Raw genomic sequence first — 17,229 nt, 5'->3', positions numbered from 1 at the left:
GCCGCGGATAACGTAGCCGCACGGGGTGTTTTGTGCGGCTGTTGCCGCTCGATGGCAAGGAGTTCTGCAGACATGACCGCGGCTGAGCAGTCTTCGGACTGGAAGGACCTCGAGCTCGAACGGCTTTATATCGATTTCGCGCAGGAGCACCTCAACCCGCTGTGGACGCAACTTGGTGACCTGATGCCGATGGTGCCCACTTCGAAGGCGATGCCGTTCGTATGGCGCTGGTCGAAGCTGTACCCACTAGCGGCCCGGGCCGGCGACCTGGTACCGGTAGGCCGTGGCGGGGAGCGCCGGGCGATTGCGTTGGCCAACCCCGGACTGGGGGGCCTTCCGTACGCGACCCCGACGCTGTGGGCGGCGATTCAGTACTTGGGGCCGAAGGAAGTCGCACCCGAACATCGCCACAGCCAGAACGCATTTCGGTTCGTCCTCGAGGGCGAAGGTGTGTGGACCGTGGTCAACGGCGATCCGGTCGCCATGCGTCGGGGCGATTTCCTGCTCACTCCGGGCTGGCACTTCCATGGTCATCACAATGAAACCGATCAGCCCATGGCCTGGCTCGACGGACTCGACATCCCGTTTGCCCGCGCCGTCGACACCGGCTTCTTCGAATTCGGCTCGGACGCCGTCACCGATGACGCCACTCCCGACATTTCGCGTTCGGAGCGACTCTGGTCGCATCCGGGGCTGCGGCCGCTGGTGGGACTCGACGCCACAGCGAGTTCGCCTGTCGCCGCGTACCGGTGGGAGCATACGGACCGCGCTCTCACCGAGCAGCTCGCGCTCGAAGACGAGGGATATCCGGCCACCGTCGAGCCCGGCCATGCGGCCGTCCGCTACATCAATCCGACACATGGCGGTGACGTGATGCCGACCATGCGCGCAGAGTTCCACCGGTTGCGGGAGGGGACACGGACGCGCACCCGCCGGGATGTCGGTTCGGCCGTGTACCAGGTTTTCGAAGGCACCGCGCGTTTCCATCTCGGAGGCGAAGTGCACACGGTACACAAGGGCGATCTGATCACGGTCCCGTCGTGGACTTCGCTGTCGATCGAATCCGAGTCCCGGCTGGACCTTTTCGTGTTCTCGGACGCTCCCATCATGGAGCGCCTGCATCTGTCCCGCTCGCTGACCGTCGAAGGAGCATGATTCCCGATGAAATTGGCAACTCTCCGGCTGCAAGGAACCACCGTCGCCGTCCGCGTCGATAACGAATGGACGGCGACGGTGATCGACGGCTACCGAGATCTGTCGGCTCTGCTCGTCCATCCCGAGTGGAAGTCCATCGCTGCAGCCGCAGATGGTGGGCAGGGCAGCGGAAAGACGATCGATCTCGCCACTGCGGATTACGGGCCGGTGGTGCCACGGCCGGGCAAGGTCATCTGCGTCGGGTTGAACTACGCCTCGCACATCGCTGAAATGGGCCGGGAGAAGCCCGAATATCCGACGTTGTTCGCGAAATTCGCGGAATCGCTCACCGGGCCGTACGACGATGTGGTGATTCCGGCCTACGCCGCTGGGGCTCTCGACTGGGAAGCCGAGCTGGCAGTGATCATCGGCAAGTGCGCGAGGCAGGTATCCGAGGACGAGGCGCCGGACTGCATCGCCGGCTACTCCGTCGTCAACGACTACACGATGCGCGACTACCAGTTCCGGTCGATCCAGTGGGATCAAGGCAAATGGTTCGAGAAGGCCACGGGATTCGGACCGGTGCTGGACACCGACTATGTCCCTGGCACCAGGATCGAGGCGCGACTGGACGGGGAGTTGATGCAATCAGCGACAACCGACGACCTGGTCTTCGGGCCGGCGCGGCTGGTCCACTACATCTCCCAGATCGTGACCTTGCAGCCCGGTGACGTGATCTGCACCGGTACGACCGGCGGAGTCGGACATGCCCGGAAGCCGGCTCGCTATATCCAGGACGGCGAGACGATCGAAGTCACTGTCGAGGGAATCGGGTCGGTCCGGAACAAGACCATCGTCAAGTAGGGATGCCGGGAATGGATTTCGCCGCACGACCGTTGCCCGAGCGACTGCTGATCGCGCACCGCGGAACGGCATACTTCGCACGGCGTCTCGCCGAACTCACCGACGACGAACTCGACGGTGACACGTTGCTGCCGGGGTGGACCCGGCGGCACCTGGTCGCCCACGTCGGTTACAACGCGGCCGCGCTGTGCCGCCTGCTGGACTGGGCGGCAAGTGGTGTCGAAACGCCGATGTACGAATCGCCCGAGCAGCGCGGGCGGGAAATCCACGAGGGCGCAACGTTGCCTGCAGCGGCGATTCGAAACCTCTTCACGCACACCACCGCTCGGCTCGCCGAGCGCTGGAGGAACCTGCCCGAGAGTGCGTGGCGCTCGCTGGTGCGGACCGCCCAGGGACGTACCGTTCCTGCCTCCGAGACATCCTGGATGCGCGCCCGTGAGGTGTGGATCCATGCCGTGGACCTCGGCAACGGTGGTCGTTTCGCCGACTTCCCCGACATCGTGCTCGACGGTGTATTGGCCGATGTCGTAGCCATGTGGCGCGCCCGGGATCGTGGCGCGGGTGTGTCCCTGTGCGTCGACGGCCGCCCGCCGATCGAGATCCAGGAGTCCGAGCCGAACAGCACCCGGGTGTCGGGGTCCCAGGCCGCGGTGGTGCGCTGGGCCACCGGCCGCGGGGCGATAGGCGTCGAAATCAAGGGAGACGAAGCCGCGCCGGCTTGGCTGTGATGCAGCCGACCTAAACTGGTAACTCAGCGCGGCAGCACCGCGGACGCCTGAGACAGGGCAAGACCATGGCCGACTCGGACCCGATGGCAACCCAACGCGACCGGCCCCCCGATATCGAAAAGGATTTGGCGGGCACCGGCCTCGATGATCCGCACGTGGTGGGCCGAGGCGGTTTCGGTGTGGTGTACCGGTGTCGGCAGCGGGCGTTGAATCGCCGTGTCGCGGTCAAGGTGCTGACTGCGACCTCGGGTCAGGAACCGGAGAACGTCGAGCGGTTCGTGCGCGAGCAGCAGGCTATGGGCACGCTGTCGGGCCACCCGAACATCGTGCAGATCCTGCAGGTCGGGACCACTCGCAGCGGGCTGCCGTACCTGATGATGCCCTATCATTCCCACGGCTCGCTCGAGGCCCGCATCCGCAAGGAGGGTTGCCTGCCCGTCGAGGAGGCGATCGGGACCGCGATCAAACTCGCCGGCGCCCTGGAGACCGCGCACCGGGCCGGGATCCTTCATCGCGACATCAAACCGGGCAACGTGCTGCTGACCGACTACGGTGAGCCACAGCTCACCGACTTCGGGATCGCACGGATCGAGGGCGGTTTCGAGACCACCGCCGGCGTGGTGACCGGTTCGCCGGCGTTCACCGCTCCCGAGGTCTTGCGATCGGGTAGCCCGTCGGTGGCTTCGGACGTGTATGGGCTCGGCGCAACGCTGTTCTGCATGATCACCGGTCATGCCGCCTTCGAGCGCCGATCGGGCGAGCAATTGGTAGCGCAGTTCGTGCGGATCGCCGACGCCCCGGTGCCGGACCTGCGGCCCGACGGCTTTTCCTCCGATATGTGCGCCGCCATCGAGGCCAGCATGGCGCGCGACCCGGCCGACCGCCCGCGTTCGGCCGCGGCGTTTGGTGAATTGTTGCGTGATATCCAGCGCCATAGCGGCGTGGCGGTGCAGGACATGACGTTGCCCATGATCGCCGCCGATGACCACGTGGCCAACTCGCACCAGACCACCGGCTCATCAGCGATTCGGAGCGACTGGTCACCGTCGGTGCGGCATTCGAGTGCGCCTCCGAGTCCCGAGACCAAGTACCGGCCGGTGATATCGGGCCGGGCGCTGGTGCATCGTGGCAGGTTGATCGACGCTTTACGGGCAGGAGCCCGGCCTCGGCTGACCGTGATCCACGCCCCGGCCGGGTTCGGCAAGAGCACCCTGGCGGCCCAATGGGCAACATACCTGTCCGAGGAACAGGACGTCGCCGTCGCGTGGCTCAATGCCGACCACGACGACAACAATCTCGTGTGGTTCCTGACGCACCTCATCGAGGCCATTCACCGCGTCCGCCCAGCCCTGGCACCGTCGTTGCATCAAGTCCTAGAGGAGCAGGGCGAGCCGGCCACGCGGTATGTCCTCACCACACTGATCAACACGATCCATGAGCACGGTGAACGGGTGGCGGTCGTCATCGACGATTGGCATCGGGTCACCGACACCGCCGCCGGCGGGGCCCTGCGGTTCCTGCTGGAGAACGGCTGCCACCATTTGCAGATCGTCGTCACCAGTAGGTCATCGGCGGGATTGCCGATGGCTACCTTGCGTGTTCGCGACGAACTTGTCGAAATTGATTCCGCCGCATTGCGTTTCGATGACACGGAAGCGAACTCGTTCCTGGTCGAGGTGGGCGGGCTGCCGTTGTCCGGCGACGAGGTCACCGGGTTGCGCGACCGCACCGAAGGGTGGGCCGCCGCGTTGCAATTGGCATCGCTGTCACTGCGCGGACATCATGATCCGGCCGAATTGATCAGTCACATGTCGGGACGGCACCACACCATCGCCGCATACCTGGCCGAAAACGTCCTGAATGCAGTGGATCCCACGCTTCTCGATGTGCTACTGGAAACCTCACTGCCCGAACGTATCTGTGGGGATCTGACCAGCGCGCTGACCGGGCGACGGCACGGGCAAGCCCTGGTGGAGGACATCGAACGGCGTGATCTTTTCCTGCGTCGAATCGACGAGTCCGGCGAATGGTTCCGCTACTCTCATCTCTTCGCACAGTTCCTGCGGCAACGTCTGGCACGCGACCACCCGGAGCGGGTGCAGGCACTGCATCGTGCCGCCGCCGCGTGGTTCGGTGAGCACGGGATGCTCAGCGAGGCAATCGATCATGCCCTCGCCGCCGGTGACGAGGAGCAGGCCGTCGAGCTCGTCGAGACGCATGCGATGGATTATGTCCAGCACGCCCGGTTCGCCACGTTGCTCGGACTGGTCGGCAAACTTCCACCAGCTGGGCTCGCGACCCGCCCGCGGCTCCTGGTCGCCCTTGCTTGGGCACAGATGATGCTGCGCCAACCCGCCGAGATGAATACGACGCTGCGGCTGGTGCGCACCGCGCTGGGAGGTGCGGTCCACGGCGCTGATTCCGACATCGCGGCCGAGGCAGCCCTCATCGCAGCCTTCGCCCGCGCACTGGCCGACCGGGTAGCAGGCGCGGACCAGACGGTCGCCGATTGCCTTGCCCGCACCGACACCCTTTCCCCGTGGGCACTGTCCGCGGCGTCGGGCGTTGCGGCGATTCTGGCGATCTACCGGTTCGAGTTCGACCGAGCGCGGACCTGGCTCGACTGGGCCGCGCCCTACAACCAGCAGATCGGCGGAACATACGGACTGATGTACAGCCACTGCCTGGCCGGCCTCGCCGCGCGCGAACAACTCGATATCGACGCTGCTGAACGCAGCTTCCGCACCGCTCTGCAGGCGTCCAGCGAGCGGTCCTACGTGGCACGGCTGGCTGGGGCACTGCTCGGTGACCTGCTTTACGAACGCGACGAACTCGGTGCGGCCGAGCAACTACTGGATGAAGTGCGCGAACACGTCATCGAGGGAGGTTTGGTCGAATTCATCATGGCCGTGTACGCCACCGGCGCCCGGATCAAAGCCGTGCACGGCGATCTCGATGCGGCGATGAAACTCCTGGACGAGAGTGCCCGCATCGCGCGGACTCTCGCCCTCCCGCGGCTGGCCGCACGCATCGCCAACGAACAGATCCGGCTCGGACTCCCGATCACGATCGCCGAAACACCCGCCGAGGGCGACGACGGCATCGCAACGCTGACCGCCGAATTGAACGAGGATTCCGAAATCCGCCTGCTGCTCAACGACGGGACACGCGCCCAGCTGGCCACCGCCTGCACCCGCGCCGCGGCCTTGCGGGCATCCATCGACGCCGTACAGCGACCGCGGGCCGCGCTGCACGCACAACTACTGCTCGCAGCATGCCGCGCTGCCGCGGGCCGAACCGACGAGGCCAAGGACACGCTCATCCCGGCGCTGGCCACCTGCGCCGAAATCGGTCTGATCCGCCCGCTACGCGATGAAGGCCCTGCGATCACAGCACTGATCCGCGCTCTCGAAACCGATCTCCGCACGGGGCACTGGCACGATGCGTGGCCGAGAATTCCCCAGGCCTTTCTGACCACGGTATCGGCGGGCTAGTTGTTGCGGGGCATGAGGTTGTTCGGCGCTACCGGTCACGGTCCGAGGAACAATTGTTCGCACGGCAGGCGCGGCAGCAGCCGACAGTCATCCATGGTCGATTGCAGGAATTCGAGTGTGCACCAACGCTTTCGCATCCAATCATCGATCAGGTTCCGAACTGCCGCCGCGGCGGCCGTGTAGTCGAAGACCACGCCGGCCAGCCAGATCCGTACGTGGACATCACCTTCGGATGGGAACCATCCCGCGGCGGTCATGGGCGATCGCCGCCCGCTGGCCGCGGTGGGTGCGCGGTCTCGGGTAGGAAGTCGGTGATCAGGCACTGGCTCCGGGGTGCCCGGCTGTCTTGTTCGTGGCCGAGTGTCAATGCGGGAACGTGGATGCGCATTTCCTGGAGCCATATTTCGATGATGTCTTCGACCGATGCCGAAATGCGGCCGGTCGCGACCCGGGTGCTGGACCAGCGGTCTTCCGGCACGGTGTCGATACTGTGCGCGAATCGGTGAGCCGCCTGTTCGAAGTCGGTGATGATGACCGCGCCGGGACGGGTGGCCTCCCGGTCGATTTCGTCCGACCGCTCGAGTGCGTTGTTCCGCAGCTCGTCGGAACCGCTGGACAGGGTGAGCAGCACCCCGGCCAAGAAGTCGCTACCCCTGGCAATGTGGGCGGCGACGTGGCCGAACGACCAGCCCGGATGGCCGCTGTCGGCGGTGAAATCGCAGTCGCCGTCCCAGAGTTGCGCGGCTATCCGGTCGATTCGATCCAGTTCTTCCGTGATCGCCTCGCGCAGTCTGTGATGGTCCGCGGTCATCTCAGGCCTCGGTGCCGCTGCGGCGCACAAGATACTCCCAGCCGATGTTCAGCTGGCCCGGATTCCAGATCTGTTCGCGTTTGAAGCGGGTCTCCGCGGCATCGGAAGCGGTTTGCGGGCCCCCGGCTGCGTCAGCGAGAAGCTGTGTGCGGCAGGCGCGTTCGAGGAGCACGGCGTACATGACGGCGGTTGCGATATCCGGGCCGACGGTCACCGCCCCATGGTGCGGCATGAGAATGCCGTTGGCATCACCGAGTTCCTCGGCCAGGGCCCGGCCCAGATCTCGGGTCGCGATCAACGCGCCGGTGACCGTGAACCGGGGCAGCTGTGGGTGGGCGAACGGCACGGCGTCATGGGAAATCGGCAACAGATCGCGCTGCAGCGACGAGAAGGCGCTGAGCGCGGGCGCATGGGTATGCACAACCGCACCGACATCCGTGCGCCGAGCCAGGATCTCGGTGTGGATCGGAAATTCCAGATGCCGCTTACCGGTGCCGGCGAGCACGTCACCGTTGTGTGAAACCAGTACGACGCGGCCCGCATCGATTTCTTCGAATCCGAACCCGGATGCCTTCATCCAGGCTCCTTTGCCGTCCGGGTCACGGACCGAGGCATGGCCCCAGACCATATCGGACAGGCCTGCGGTCGCGAGGGCACGGCTGGCATGAACAACATCCTCGACAACGCTCATCGATGAGAGTCCTTTCTGCTGTAGCGGTTTCGGATTGTGCTGCGCTACCCGTCAGCGAGCGAAGCGGCCAGGGGGGTATCCACGCCGATGGGGCCGATGCCAATGGACCCACCTGGATCGCCGAGCGCTTCGTCGCGGCCCGGTAGGGGCACCGCAAAGAACGCCGCGTTGTCATCTCGCCACGTCGGGTCTGTGATGTCTTTGGGCGCCATGATCGCCGAGACCGGGCACTCGGTCAGGCACGCCGCGCACTCGATGCATTCGTTCGGGTTGATGTAGCGCTTCGTCAAGCCCTCGTAGATGCAGTCGACGGGACACACATCGACGCAGGAGCCGTCGAGCTCATTGATGCACTTTTCATTGATTACATAGGCCATGGGGGCTGTCCTTTCACTGCGCCGGCTCGGGCAGCTTCTCGCTGGAGTGACCAGGGAACAGTTGCTCGTCCGGATGCAACGCCACCGCGATGTTGTTCACGGCCGTTGCGGCTTCGCCGAATCCCACGGCAATGAGCGCCACCTTGCCGGGGTAAGTGGTGATGTCGCCCGCGGCGTAGACGCCGGGGCGGCTGGTGGCCATATCCGTGTCGACCGGGATCTGCTTTCCGAGGAACTCGACTCCCCACGAGGTGAGACCGCCGAGAGATGCGATATGGCCGAGGGCCGGTACCAGCAGGGTCGCGGGGATACGTTCGGAGGCGCCGGAGGTGCAATCGCGGACGGTGACCGCTTCGAGCGCCGTGGCTCCGTGGACCTGGCTGATCTCGCTGTTGATCAGCACGCGGGCCGCACCGGATCGCAGTGCGGCGACGGAGCTTTCGTGTGCGCGGAACCGCGCCCGGCGGTGCACGACGGTGACCGACCGCGAATGCGGCGCGAGTGCGTTGGCCCAATCCACCGCGCTGTCCCCGCCGCCCACGATGACCACATCCCGATCGGCGTAGGTGTGGGGTGCGTCGAGGACGTGCTCGATGCCGGCGCCGGTGTAGCCGTCGAGGGCCGGGAGCGGCCGCGGTGTGAAGCGGCCGATGCCCGCGGTGAGCAGGATCGCGCGGGCGCGGATGCTGTTCTCGTTGGTCGTGGTGACGAGGAATCCGTTGTCGGGCATGTCCGCCAACCGCAGTGCTTCCGCACGGAGAACGACGGTGGGGTCGGCGGTCATGGCCTGCTCGGTGAGCCGGGCCACGAGTTCGCGACCGGTGACCGCCGGGAACCCTGCGATGTCATAGATGTCCTTCTCGGGATACAGGGCTGCGGTTTGTCCCCCCAGGTGGGGAAGGCTGTCGACCACGGTGACGGACAGGCCGCGCATGCCCGCGTAATAGCAGGCATACAGGCCGACGGGACCGCCACCGATGATCAACAGGTCTGTGTCGAGCATTCCCGATCAACTCCAGATGAGAATGTGGTCGTCGCCGGTATCGTCGGCCAGGTCGGCATAGGCCCGAGCCGCGGCTGGGTGCAGCGGAATCGGAGTATCGGCCATTGCCGCGGGGTCGAGCGGATACGTGACGGGCGAGTGGTCGGGCGGGAAGTGGGCGTACTGCGACTCGAGCGCCCGCCGCGTTTTGACCATGCACCACGTCGCGAGATAGGCGATGTCGTCGGGAAGGTCGTCGCGGCATATGATCGCGAAATCCGCGAAGTTGAGCGTCTGCAGCGGTTGTTCCAAACCGGGCAGATATCCTGCGGCCACCTCTGCCGCAGGCCAGCCGACCGCCGCAAAGCCGTCGAATACCTTTGTGCCCCAATCGAGATAGCGCACTGGGCGCGCGTTGGCGATGCGCTGCCAAGCCGGCGTATTGATCGCCTCATGGATGAGGACGTTCGCCTTACCCGTGGCGAATTGGTGGATTGCGGGAAACGGGCGCTCGGAGTAGAAGAACCGGGCTCCGCCGGCTCGTAGCGAGTCCGGATCCGCGTCGGCGAGCCGCAAACCGTGGTGGGCCGCCCATCCGATGAGATTGACACCGTCATCTTGTGAGGTGGCGATGACGAGCTGGTCGGCGATCGCCGCGAGCTCCGACACCGACCGGACCGGAAGTTCGGCGTCGACAGCGACCACGAGCCGGTCGGCCTGTCCGATCACTCCCAGTGCTCGGAGATTGGGCTGGGCCGACCGGCCGCCGATGGATACCTTGCCGTCATAGAGCGCGCGCACGGCGGGCGTCGGTGTGACGATCGTGATGTCGACCTCACCGGCCTGTAGGGCGTCCAGCTGATCGGTTCCACCGCGGCCCGACCAGATCCCGAAGCGGGATCCCTCGGGGCAACGGTCGCCGAGCTCCTGGGCGATCCACCCGCAGATACGGTGCATGTTGGCCTGACCCCAGTCGCCGCGGAACTGCAGCTGGATCGGCCGGTCGAGCGTGGGCTCGAGTTGCGTGGCCATGTCAGGCGGTCGCCTGGTTCAGCTGGGCCGCATCGAATTCGATGTCGATCTCGGTGATCTCGTCGACCGGGAAGCCGACGCGTTCGAACTCCTGGCGTACGGCGTCCTCGGAGTCGGCTTCATAGACGGTGACGATGTAGCCGGAGTCGCTGTTGGCGAACAGGTGCCGGAACGTGGCATGTACCCCCTTGGCCACTTCGGGGCCGTAAGCCGCGACCTCTTCCTCGGAGAGGCCGGGTGACTGGTGGGTGCTCAAGAACAAGGACATGGTTTTCCTTCGAGAGGGGAGAGTGTTCAACAATGTTTCATTCTGAGGAACAGTGTTCCGAATGATGCCATGATGCGTGTCACAGATCAAGTCCCGGCCGCATCCTGCCCGAGACGTGACCTTGCAGGTGAGACGCCGAAATTTGGGGTTTGTCAAGCGGATGTGCGGCCCGTCTCGGCGGTGTGGGGAGGTTTCGGGCCCATGAGCACACTGTTCCGCGTAGGGGATGGCTGATCCGTATCAAGGAACAGTAGGGTAGGTTGGTTGTCCTCCGATCGTTGCCGGCTCGGCCTTGCTCGACGGGCTGGTATGACATCCGGGTCATCGATCGATTTCCGGGCTGTCGATGGTGAAGGGTGGTGTGACCGGGTGGGATACCGTGTAGCAATGGGTGCCGAGGGGATCGATGGCTTTGCGGGTGAGACGATGCCGAAAGCGATGGGCAGGTCTGCCGATGACACCTCCGTGGATCGTCCGTCGGGCATGATCGGTGCGGTCGACAACGTGCTGCGGTTGCTGGCTCTGTTCAATGAGAATCCGAAGATCCGGGTCAACGAGGCCAGTCGCGCCATGGGGTTGTCGCGTTCGACGGTCCACCGGATGCTGACGACGTTGAGCTTCCACCAGTTCGTGGAGCAGGACGAATTCTCGCGCGCATATCAACCGGGGCCCGCGCTCATCGACATCGGTCTGGCTGTGTTGCAGAACATCGAGATCCGGGTTGTCGCCCGCAATGCCCTCTTGCGTCTGCGTGATGAAACCGGTGAAACGGTCCATCTGGGTCTGCAACGCGGCGCGGAGGTCGTGTACATCGACAGCGTCGAAAGTGAGCAGACGGTTCGCACCGGAAGTCGTATCGGGTGGACACTGCCGTCGCACGCGACCGCCGGCGGCAAGGCCATGCTGGCGCAACTCGACGAAGGCGAGTTCGACAAGATCTACCCGGACGAGGCGCTGGAGCCGGCGACCGCGGCGACGGTGCAGAGTAAATCCGTGCTGCGCGAGCAGCTCGAAGAGATTCGTCGACGTGGCTATGCCGTCAACGACGGTGAAAGTGAACCCGATGTCGGCGCGGTGGCCGCTGCGGTATGCGACCGTGACGGTCGGGTGCGCGGGGCGATCTCGGTCACGGCACCGCGCGCGCGGACCAATGCCGAATGGGAGCGCGAGGTAGGCGCGGCCGCGATGCGTACGGCCAAGCAACTCGGAGCCAGCTTCGGCTGATCGCTTCTTGCACATCGTCAAACGCCCCGGGACGCGACCAGCGTCCCGGGGCGTTGTTTTTCTGGCTATCCGGCCGTCTGGTAGCTGCTTGTCCTGGCCTTTGTGGATTTTGCGCTGCTTGCATCACGTTCGCCAACGCTGCTACAGTTGTTCCGTGATGTGGGTCACCGTCACGCATGATGACACATTTGATGCGTGACGGTGGCGATCACGTCCTCTTCCCCGCGAGGGGTTCTTCAGGGCTGCGGCTGCAACCCGATCGTCGCCTGGGTGTCGGTAACCCGGGGTTCATATAGAGCACGAGGAGTCGAAACGATGACTGAAGTTGTCGAGGCGGTGAGGATTCCGGAACTGAGTGCGACTCGGCGTATTCCCGGGCCCACCGGTAGGAAGGAGCCGCTCAAGGTCAGCGTCTACGAGCGCATGGCCAAGGCCGCGGCGCAACTGATGCCGCTGTTTCCTTATGAAGACGCCGGTTCCGTCGTGCCGTGTGGCGCGGTGATGTGGGGCGGGCCGGACAAGAACCATGGCCACTTCTTCCATGCCAATACGGTCTCCGAAGTAGCGGTCACCTACGGGTCGAACCAGGCGATGCTCGACAGCGGTTCCATCATGGCGACCCAGAAATACCATGGCGTCAACTCGTTCCTGCGGGATGAGAAGAACCCGGAGGCGTTCGTCCTCGTCACCGTCACCCAGGTGCAATCGACGGAGGCCGGGCAGGAGGAGGCGATGGTCGGTAAATGCCAGAAGTGTAAGAAGGAAATCGTCCGTCACGCGTACTCCGCCGCCGCGGAGGGCGCGCCGGACTTCGACCCGACGCAGTTCGGCGGCCAGGAAGACGATGTGGTCCGGCAGTTCTCAACCATGGTCGGTTCGGCGGAGTTCGCGGTGATACGCAACTCCGAAGAGGGCCGGACCTGCAAAAACTGCGGTCATGTCAATCCGCCGCACAATACCGAGGCTTGGCGGTGGGCGAATATGGTCGGCCAGACCCGGGTCGCCAACGCGGCACACCGAGCGCTCACCGAGGCTGCGAAGGAGGCGAAGCTCTGATGGGACGTCGTCGTATGCTGTCGGCTTTCAAAACCGCGGCCGAGATCGGGAACTACGCTGATCTCGCGGTGCTGCCCCTCGACGTGGACCCGCAGGTCGCTCTGTCGAGAAACTGGCTGCCGCAACCGTTCTACCACCTCTACAGCCACGACACTGTCATCGCGCAGCTGTCGGGCCGGTCGGTGATCCGGATGCACGACAGCTCCGTCAACTACTTCACCCTCACGACCGGTGACAACGTCTATGTGCCGGCCGGAACGCCACATCGTATCGAGCCGATCGAGGAAGGTGTGATGCTGTCGTACGTGCCACTCGAGCTCGGCGCCGAGGGGGCGGCATGGTTCTGCGAAAAGTGCGGTGCGGACCTGTATCGACTGGAGTGGGAGCACGACAACGTCGCTGAGGCCAACCGCGTGTACGCGACAGCGTGCGCACGGTTCAACTCCGACACGGTGGCGCGTACGTGCGGTGAGTGTGGCACGGTTGCCGACGAAATCGACCTCGCGGCCCTGGGCTGGGATGATCTGGTCGTGTCGGGCCCTGCCGGGGATTTCGCCGGTTCCGCGACCGTTTGACCGCAGACCCAGAAGGCTGGACGCTTGACTCAACCTGGCGGATTCGGTTGCGGGACAGCGGCAATGCGTTGCTGATCGATCAGCTGCATCGCCCGCGACCGGTCTCCCGCCCCCGTCGTCGGTGGCCGCTTGTCGCAATCGCGTCGGCCCCATCTGCTTCGGTGGCATCCAGCGAGAGAAGTGAATTACCCAGTCGCACAATATGATTCGGTCTCGCTGCGAACACGCCCCGGAGGGTCCGAAGCGGACGGCGATCACCCTGCGTGTCTGCAGGATGCGGAGTGCTGCGTTGAAGGTGCTCTCGCCGACTCCGCAACGCCGTTGCGGCTCCACTTTCGTGCCCAGATGTGCGCCGGCCGAAGCACTTTCGGCCAACCTGGCGATGACCTCGGCGGCGAATCAAACCTGATCAATCTCGCCCGTTGGCTTGACAAAACGCGCAAGCCGGGCAAATCTAGTCGTATTAATCATGCTCAATAGGGCTCAATTATGCCCATCGGGTGTCTCCCGTAGCGAGGATTCATGCAGAACTCACATCACGACGTGGTGATTGTCGGCGCCGGCCCGGTCGGCTTGGCGACTGCACGCATGCTCGGGCAGCTGGGGCACGACGTCGTCGTGGTCGAACGCTGGCCCGAAGCCTATCCGCTGCCCCGCGCGGTGCATTTCGACGACGAGATCGGCCGGGTGTTCCAGTCGATGGACCTCGCCGACGAGGTCACAGCCATCACCGAACCCGTGCCGGACTTCTATGAATGGCGCAACGCCGCAGGCGAGGCGCTACTGCGAATCGACTGGTCCGGGACCGGGCCCAACGGTTGGCCAACCGCGAACTTCTTCTCCCAGCCGCAGCTGGAACAGGTGCTCGCGCGCGCCGTCGAATCCATGCCCACCGTGCAGTTGGTGCGTGGCGCCGACGTCATCGACATCGAGGAACACCAAGATCGGGTCGTTGTCTCGGCTGGTGACACCCGAGTGGCGAAGCCTGGCCAAGTCGTGTCGCCCACACAGGTCGCCCGGACCTTCACCGCTCGATACGTGATCGGGTGCGATGGCGCGAACAGTTTCGTGCGCAGTCGCATGGGCGTCGCAATGGAGGACCAGGGGTTCTTTTTCGATTGGCTGATCGTGGACACCATCCCCACCGACGACAAGCAATGGCTGCCGATGAACTGGCAGCTGTGCGACCCGGTTCGCCCGACCACGATCGTTTCCGGCGGCCCCGGGCGTCGACGCTGGGAGTTCATGCGGTTGCCCGGCGAGGACCCTGCCGACCTCGGCACGAGCGAAACAGCGTGGAAGCTGCTCGGTGGATGGGGAAGAACCGAGGAGAACACACGCCTCGAGCGGCACGCGATGTACACCTTTGCCGCCCGCTGGGCCGAGAGCTGGGTCAAGGGACGACTCGCCATCGCAGGGGATGCCGCCCACCAGATGCCTCCCTTCGCCGGCCAGGGCATGTGTTCGGGACTGCGCGATGCGGCGAACCTGACGTGGAAGCTGGATCGCGTGCTGCGCGGGGTCGCGGAACCCGCCTTGCTCGACACCTACACCAGTGAACGAAGCCTTCACCTGCAGCATGCGATCGCGATGTCCGTGGAGCTCGGCAAGGTGATCTGCGTACTCGACCCCGAGCAGGCGGCACAGCGCGATGCGCGCATGATCGCGGGCGGCGCCGACCCTGCGAAGGTGCTGCCGGTGGCGGCCCGCCCGGTTCTGGGGAATGGGGTCGTTCTCGCGGACTGCGCGCTGAGTGGCACTCTGGCCCCGCAGTTCGCCGTTGAAGTCGACCGTTCGCCGCAACTACTCGACATCGCTACGGGTAATGGTGCGGTCCTGCTGCTGGCATCCGATCAGCCGGCCGGGCAGCTGCTGAGCGCGTCGGTACAGCAGACGCTCGCAGAGCTCGACATCATCGCAACATCGGTAGCGGCGAACGGCAATTCCGATCTCCGCGACTTCACCGGCGAGTGGGGACGCTGGTTCGACGCCAATAGTGTTGCCGCGGTGCTGATCCGGCCCGATCACTACATCTTCGGCACCACTCCGGGCGTGGCCGGCGCGCCCGAACTCGTTGCCGGGTACACGGCCCGCATGCGCAATGGCGTCGCGACGGTGCCGGCTCCCGGTGCTGCCTGAGGGCCCGACTCAATCCACTACTTCGAGGAGAACTACTGCTATGCGTATTGCGAACCTACACGGTCGCGGGGTCTTCGTACTCGGTGCCGACGGCGCCGAGAAGGCGGCGGAGATCGTGGCGGTGTCGGCTGGGCGTTTCGGTCCCGACCCGGCTCGGATCTTCGCCAAGTGGGACGAGTTCAAGCAATGGGCGTCCACGGTGTCCGCTGATGTGCTGCAAGCACATTCCTTCCCGTTGGATCGTATGCTGCTGGGCGCGCCCTCACCGGCACCTCGGCAGGTGTTCGCGGTTGGACTGAACTACCAAGCGCACGCTGCGGAATCCGGATTCGAAGCCCCCGATCACCTCCCGCCGGTTTTCACGAAGTACGTCTCCAGCTTCAGCGGCCCCTACTCCACTGTCGTATTGCCCAGGGGCGGCAACGTCGACTGGGAGGTCGAACTCGTTGTCGTCATCGGGCGGGAGCTACACCGAGCCGAGCCCGGTCAGGTTTGGGAGTCGGTGGCCGGCCTGACGGTCGGCCAGGATATCTCGGAGCGGGTATCGCAGTTGCGCGGTCCGGCACCGCAGTTCGGCCTGGGCAAGTCGTTCCCGGGATTCTCGCCGCAGGGGCCCTGGCTCGTCACTCCGGATGAGCTGGATAATCCGGACGACCTGGAGATCGGCTGCTCGATCGACGGCGAGGACGTCCAGAAGGGGCGTACCCGGGATCTGATCTTCCCTGTGCCACAACTTATCTCGGGTCTATCGCAGACTGTGACGCTGTACCCGGGCGATGTGGTCTTCACCGGGACTCCGGCCGGTGTCGGCGTCGGCCGGGAGCCCCAGCGGTTCCTGCAGCCGGGTGAAAGCCTGAATACCTGGATCGAGGGCATCGGGACGCTGCATCAGAAGTTCGTAGCCGCCGAATAAAGGAACAGAATCATGGCACTGCACGGACTGGGCAAGGTCACCATCGGCGTACCGAACCTGAACGAAACCATCCGCTATTACACCGATTTCGGACTCGAACCGCTCGGAGCTGGTCGGTTCGCCACGGTCAACGGCGGCGAACAGCTCGAACTTGTTCATGCGCCGCAGCGACGCTTGGTGGAACTGTCGATCGCCGCCGATGATGCGGACGATATCGGCTCCGTCGCAAGCAAACTCACCGAGCTCGGAATTATCATCCGATCCGAACTCGATTCCGTGCGGGCCGTGGAACCGGTCACCGGAACTGTGGTTCGAGTCGCTGTCCGGCCGCGGATTGTCATTGCACCGCCCGTATTGCCAACGCCTTACAACGGACCCGGGCGTATCGACCGATGGGGGAGAGCTCCGTTCATCTCCCGCACCGACCGGGTGCGGCCGCGCAAGTTGGGGCACGCGGTTATCGGCACCACGGATCTGCAGACCACGATGCGGTTCTTCGTCGACGGCCTCGGATTCAAAGTCAGCGACTACATGGGTGACAAGGCGGCGTTTCTGCGGTGTTCGATCGAACACCACAACGTCCTGGTGATGGCGGCTCCGGTCAATTTCATGCATCACACCAGCTGGCAGGTCGACGATATCGATGAAGTCGGCCGGGGTGCCTTCAGCATGCTGGAAGACCACCCGGAGCGTCACATCTGGGGCCTGGGCCGTCATTACGCGGGCGCCAACTTCTTCTGGTATCTCAAGGATCCCGCCGGCAACTTTTCCGAATACTACTCGGACATGGACACCTGTCCGGAGGACGAGCTGTGGAGCCCGGAGGTTCTGCACGGGCTGCAAGGTCTGTACGCGTGGGGACCCCCTCCGCCGCCCTCGTTCCTCGAACCCGACGACCTCGCGGCACTGATGACCGGTGCCCACTCCACGAAGGGATAACG

17 protein-coding genes are annotated in these 17,229 nt (G+C 64.8%); 10 read left to right on the top strand and 7 right to left on the bottom strand.

Annotated features, from left to right (window positions below; all coding sequences use genetic code 11):
• Positions 1 to 72 precede the first annotated feature (72 nt).
• From KO481_RS40515 to KO481_RS40500, 4 genes are all read left to right on the top strand, one after another.
• On the top strand, positions 73 to 1,155 hold the full coding sequence (locus KO481_RS40515) for a cupin domain-containing protein (protein ID WP_215923874.1): 1,083 nt from the start codon (positions 73 to 75) through the stop codon (positions 1,153 to 1,155).
• 6 nt (positions 1,156 to 1,161) lie between these two features.
• Entirely contained in the window at positions 1,162 to 1,998 is an 837-nt protein-coding gene (locus KO481_RS40510; RefSeq protein ID WP_215923873.1) for a fumarylacetoacetate hydrolase family protein, read from the top strand.
• 11 nt (positions 1,999 to 2,009) lie between these two features.
• Complete coding sequence (locus KO481_RS40505; RefSeq protein ID WP_215923872.1) at positions 2,010 to 2,726, top strand: maleylpyruvate isomerase family mycothiol-dependent enzyme; 717 nt, start codon at positions 2,010 to 2,012, stop codon at positions 2,724 to 2,726.
• Between the two features lie 83 nt (positions 2,727 to 2,809).
• A complete protein-coding gene (locus tag KO481_RS40500; RefSeq protein WP_245402214.1) occupies positions 2,810 to 6,220 on the top strand; it encodes a serine/threonine-protein kinase in 3,411 nt (1,136 codons plus the stop codon).
• A gap of 35 nt (positions 6,221 to 6,255) precedes the next feature.
• Here KO481_RS40500 and KO481_RS40495 read toward each other — a convergent pair whose 3' ends face one another.
• The 7 genes from KO481_RS40495 to KO481_RS40465 are packed head-to-tail and all read right to left on the bottom strand — an operon-like array spanning position 6,256 to position 10,381.
• On the bottom strand, positions 6,256 to 6,477 hold the full coding sequence (locus KO481_RS40495) for a hypothetical protein (protein WP_215923870.1): 222 nt from the start codon (positions 6,475 to 6,477) through the stop codon (positions 6,256 to 6,258).
• Positions 6,474 to 7,031: a maleylpyruvate isomerase N-terminal domain-containing protein gene (locus KO481_RS40490; protein ID WP_215923869.1), complete on the bottom strand. Its 558-nt coding sequence runs from the start codon at positions 7,029 to 7,031 to the stop codon at positions 6,474 to 6,476. The genes KO481_RS40495 and KO481_RS40490 overlap by 4 nt, the downstream gene beginning before the upstream one ends.
• 1 nt (position 7,032) lies before the next feature.
• The gene (locus KO481_RS40485) at positions 7,033 to 7,722 is read right to left on the bottom strand and encodes a class II aldolase/adducin family protein (RefSeq protein ID WP_215923868.1); all 690 of its coding nucleotides are present in this window, start codon (positions 7,720 to 7,722) and stop codon (positions 7,033 to 7,035) included.
• A 44-nt stretch (positions 7,723 to 7,766) separates the two neighbouring features.
• Positions 7,767 to 8,099, bottom strand: a complete 333-nt coding sequence (locus KO481_RS40480) for a ferredoxin family protein (protein WP_215923867.1) — start codon at positions 8,097 to 8,099, stop codon at positions 7,767 to 7,769.
• A gap of 13 nt (positions 8,100 to 8,112) precedes the next feature.
• A complete protein-coding gene (locus KO481_RS40475) occupies positions 8,113 to 9,102 on the bottom strand; it encodes an NAD(P)/FAD-dependent oxidoreductase (RefSeq protein WP_215923866.1) in 990 nt (329 codons plus the stop codon).
• 6 nt (positions 9,103 to 9,108) lie between these two features.
• Positions 9,109 to 10,113 (bottom strand): TAXI family TRAP transporter solute-binding subunit, encoded by a 1,005-nt coding sequence (locus KO481_RS40470; RefSeq protein ID WP_215923865.1) that lies wholly within the window; start codon positions 10,111 to 10,113, stop codon positions 9,109 to 9,111.
• A gap of 1 nt (position 10,114) precedes the next feature.
• Positions 10,115 to 10,381 carry a nickel-binding protein gene (locus KO481_RS40465; protein ID WP_215923864.1) on the bottom strand — a complete coding sequence of 89 codons (267 nt, stop codon included), beginning with the start codon at positions 10,379 to 10,381 and terminating at the stop codon, positions 10,115 to 10,117.
• A 387-nt stretch (positions 10,382 to 10,768) separates the two neighbouring features.
• Between KO481_RS40465 and KO481_RS40460 the strand changes: the two genes are divergently transcribed.
• The 6 genes from KO481_RS40460 (at position 10,769) to KO481_RS40435 (ending at position 17,227) form a co-directional block, all read left to right on the top strand.
• On the top strand, positions 10,769 to 11,605 hold the full coding sequence (locus KO481_RS40460; RefSeq protein ID WP_215923863.1) for an IclR family transcriptional regulator: 837 nt from the start codon (positions 10,769 to 10,771) through the stop codon (positions 11,603 to 11,605).
• 315 nt (positions 11,606 to 11,920) lie between these two features.
• The gene (locus tag KO481_RS40455) at positions 11,921 to 12,661 is read left to right on the top strand and encodes a hypothetical protein (RefSeq protein ID WP_215923862.1); all 741 of its coding nucleotides are present in this window, start codon (positions 11,921 to 11,923) and stop codon (positions 12,659 to 12,661) included.
• The gene (locus KO481_RS40450; protein ID WP_215923861.1) at positions 12,661 to 13,236 is read left to right on the top strand and encodes a cupin domain-containing protein; all 576 of its coding nucleotides are present in this window, start codon (positions 12,661 to 12,663) and stop codon (positions 13,234 to 13,236) included. Before KO481_RS40455 ends, KO481_RS40450 begins: the two co-directional genes overlap by 1 nt.
• Before the next feature lie 522 nt (positions 13,237 to 13,758).
• Positions 13,759 to 15,375, top strand: a complete 1,617-nt coding sequence (mhpA, locus tag KO481_RS40445; RefSeq protein ID WP_215923860.1) for a bifunctional 3-(3-hydroxy-phenyl)propionate/3-hydroxycinnamic acid hydroxylase MhpA — start codon at positions 13,759 to 13,761, stop codon at positions 15,373 to 15,375.
• A 40-nt stretch (positions 15,376 to 15,415) separates the two neighbouring features.
• Positions 15,416 to 16,288 carry a fumarylacetoacetate hydrolase family protein gene (locus tag KO481_RS40440; RefSeq protein WP_215923859.1) on the top strand — a complete coding sequence of 291 codons (873 nt, stop codon included), beginning with the start codon at positions 15,416 to 15,418 and terminating at the stop codon, positions 16,286 to 16,288.
• A gap of 12 nt (positions 16,289 to 16,300) precedes the next feature.
• A complete protein-coding gene (locus KO481_RS40435) occupies positions 16,301 to 17,227 on the top strand; it encodes a VOC family protein (protein ID WP_215923858.1) in 927 nt (308 codons plus the stop codon).
• Positions 17,228 to 17,229 lie beyond the last annotated feature (2 nt).

This window comes from Nocardia albiluteola, from assembly GCF_018860155.1.
In the GTDB taxonomy this organism is placed as follows: domain Bacteria; phylum Actinomycetota; class Actinomycetes; order Mycobacteriales; family Mycobacteriaceae; genus Nocardia; species Nocardia albiluteola.
The sequence above is the reverse complement of the archived record's forward strand: the minus strand, read 5'-3'. Positions and strand labels throughout refer to the sequence as shown.

Excerpts from the sequence above, each read along its gene's own strand:
- KO481_RS40515 (WP_215923874.1), top strand. The coding sequence starts at position 73 with ATGACCGCGGCTGAGCAGTCTTCGGACTGGAAGGACCTCGAGCTCGAA.
- KO481_RS40480 (WP_215923867.1), bottom strand. The coding sequence starts at position 8,099 with ATGGCCTATGTAATCAATGAAAAGTGCATCAATGAGCTCGACGGCTCC.
- KO481_RS40435 (WP_215923858.1), top strand. The coding sequence starts at position 16,301 with ATGGCACTGCACGGACTGGGCAAGGTCACCATCGGCGTACCGAACCTG.
- KO481_RS40505 (WP_215923872.1), top strand. The coding sequence starts at position 2,010 with ATGGATTTCGCCGCACGACCGTTGCCCGAGCGACTGCTGATCGCGCAC.
- KO481_RS40465 (WP_215923864.1), bottom strand. The coding sequence starts at position 10,381 with ATGTCCTTGTTCTTGAGCACCCACCAGTCACCCGGCCTCTCCGAGGAA.
- mhpA (WP_215923860.1), top strand. The coding sequence starts at position 13,759 with ATGCAGAACTCACATCACGACGTGGTGATTGTCGGCGCCGGCCCGGTC.
- KO481_RS40450 (WP_215923861.1), top strand. The coding sequence starts at position 12,661 with ATGGGACGTCGTCGTATGCTGTCGGCTTTCAAAACCGCGGCCGAGATC.
- KO481_RS40485 (WP_215923868.1), bottom strand. The coding sequence starts at position 7,722 with ATGAGCGTTGTCGAGGATGTTGTTCATGCCAGCCGTGCCCTCGCGACC.
- KO481_RS40440 (WP_215923859.1), top strand. The coding sequence starts at position 15,416 with ATGCGTATTGCGAACCTACACGGTCGCGGGGTCTTCGTACTCGGTGCC.
- KO481_RS40490 (WP_215923869.1), bottom strand. The coding sequence starts at position 7,031 with ATGACCGCGGACCATCACAGACTGCGCGAGGCGATCACGGAAGAACTG.
- KO481_RS40475 (WP_215923866.1), bottom strand. The coding sequence starts at position 9,102 with ATGCTCGACACAGACCTGTTGATCATCGGTGGCGGTCCCGTCGGCCTG.
- KO481_RS40500 (WP_245402214.1), top strand. The coding sequence starts at position 2,810 with ATGGCAACCCAACGCGACCGGCCCCCCGATATCGAAAAGGATTTGGCG.
- KO481_RS40460 (WP_215923863.1), top strand. The coding sequence starts at position 10,769 with ATGGGTGCCGAGGGGATCGATGGCTTTGCGGGTGAGACGATGCCGAAA.
- KO481_RS40495 (WP_215923870.1), bottom strand. The coding sequence starts at position 6,477 with ATGACCGCCGCGGGATGGTTCCCATCCGAAGGTGATGTCCACGTACGG.
- KO481_RS40510 (WP_215923873.1), top strand. The coding sequence starts at position 1,162 with ATGAAATTGGCAACTCTCCGGCTGCAAGGAACCACCGTCGCCGTCCGC.
- KO481_RS40470 (WP_215923865.1), bottom strand. The coding sequence starts at position 10,113 with ATGGCCACGCAACTCGAGCCCACGCTCGACCGGCCGATCCAGCTGCAG.
- KO481_RS40455 (WP_215923862.1), top strand. The coding sequence starts at position 11,921 with ATGACTGAAGTTGTCGAGGCGGTGAGGATTCCGGAACTGAGTGCGACT.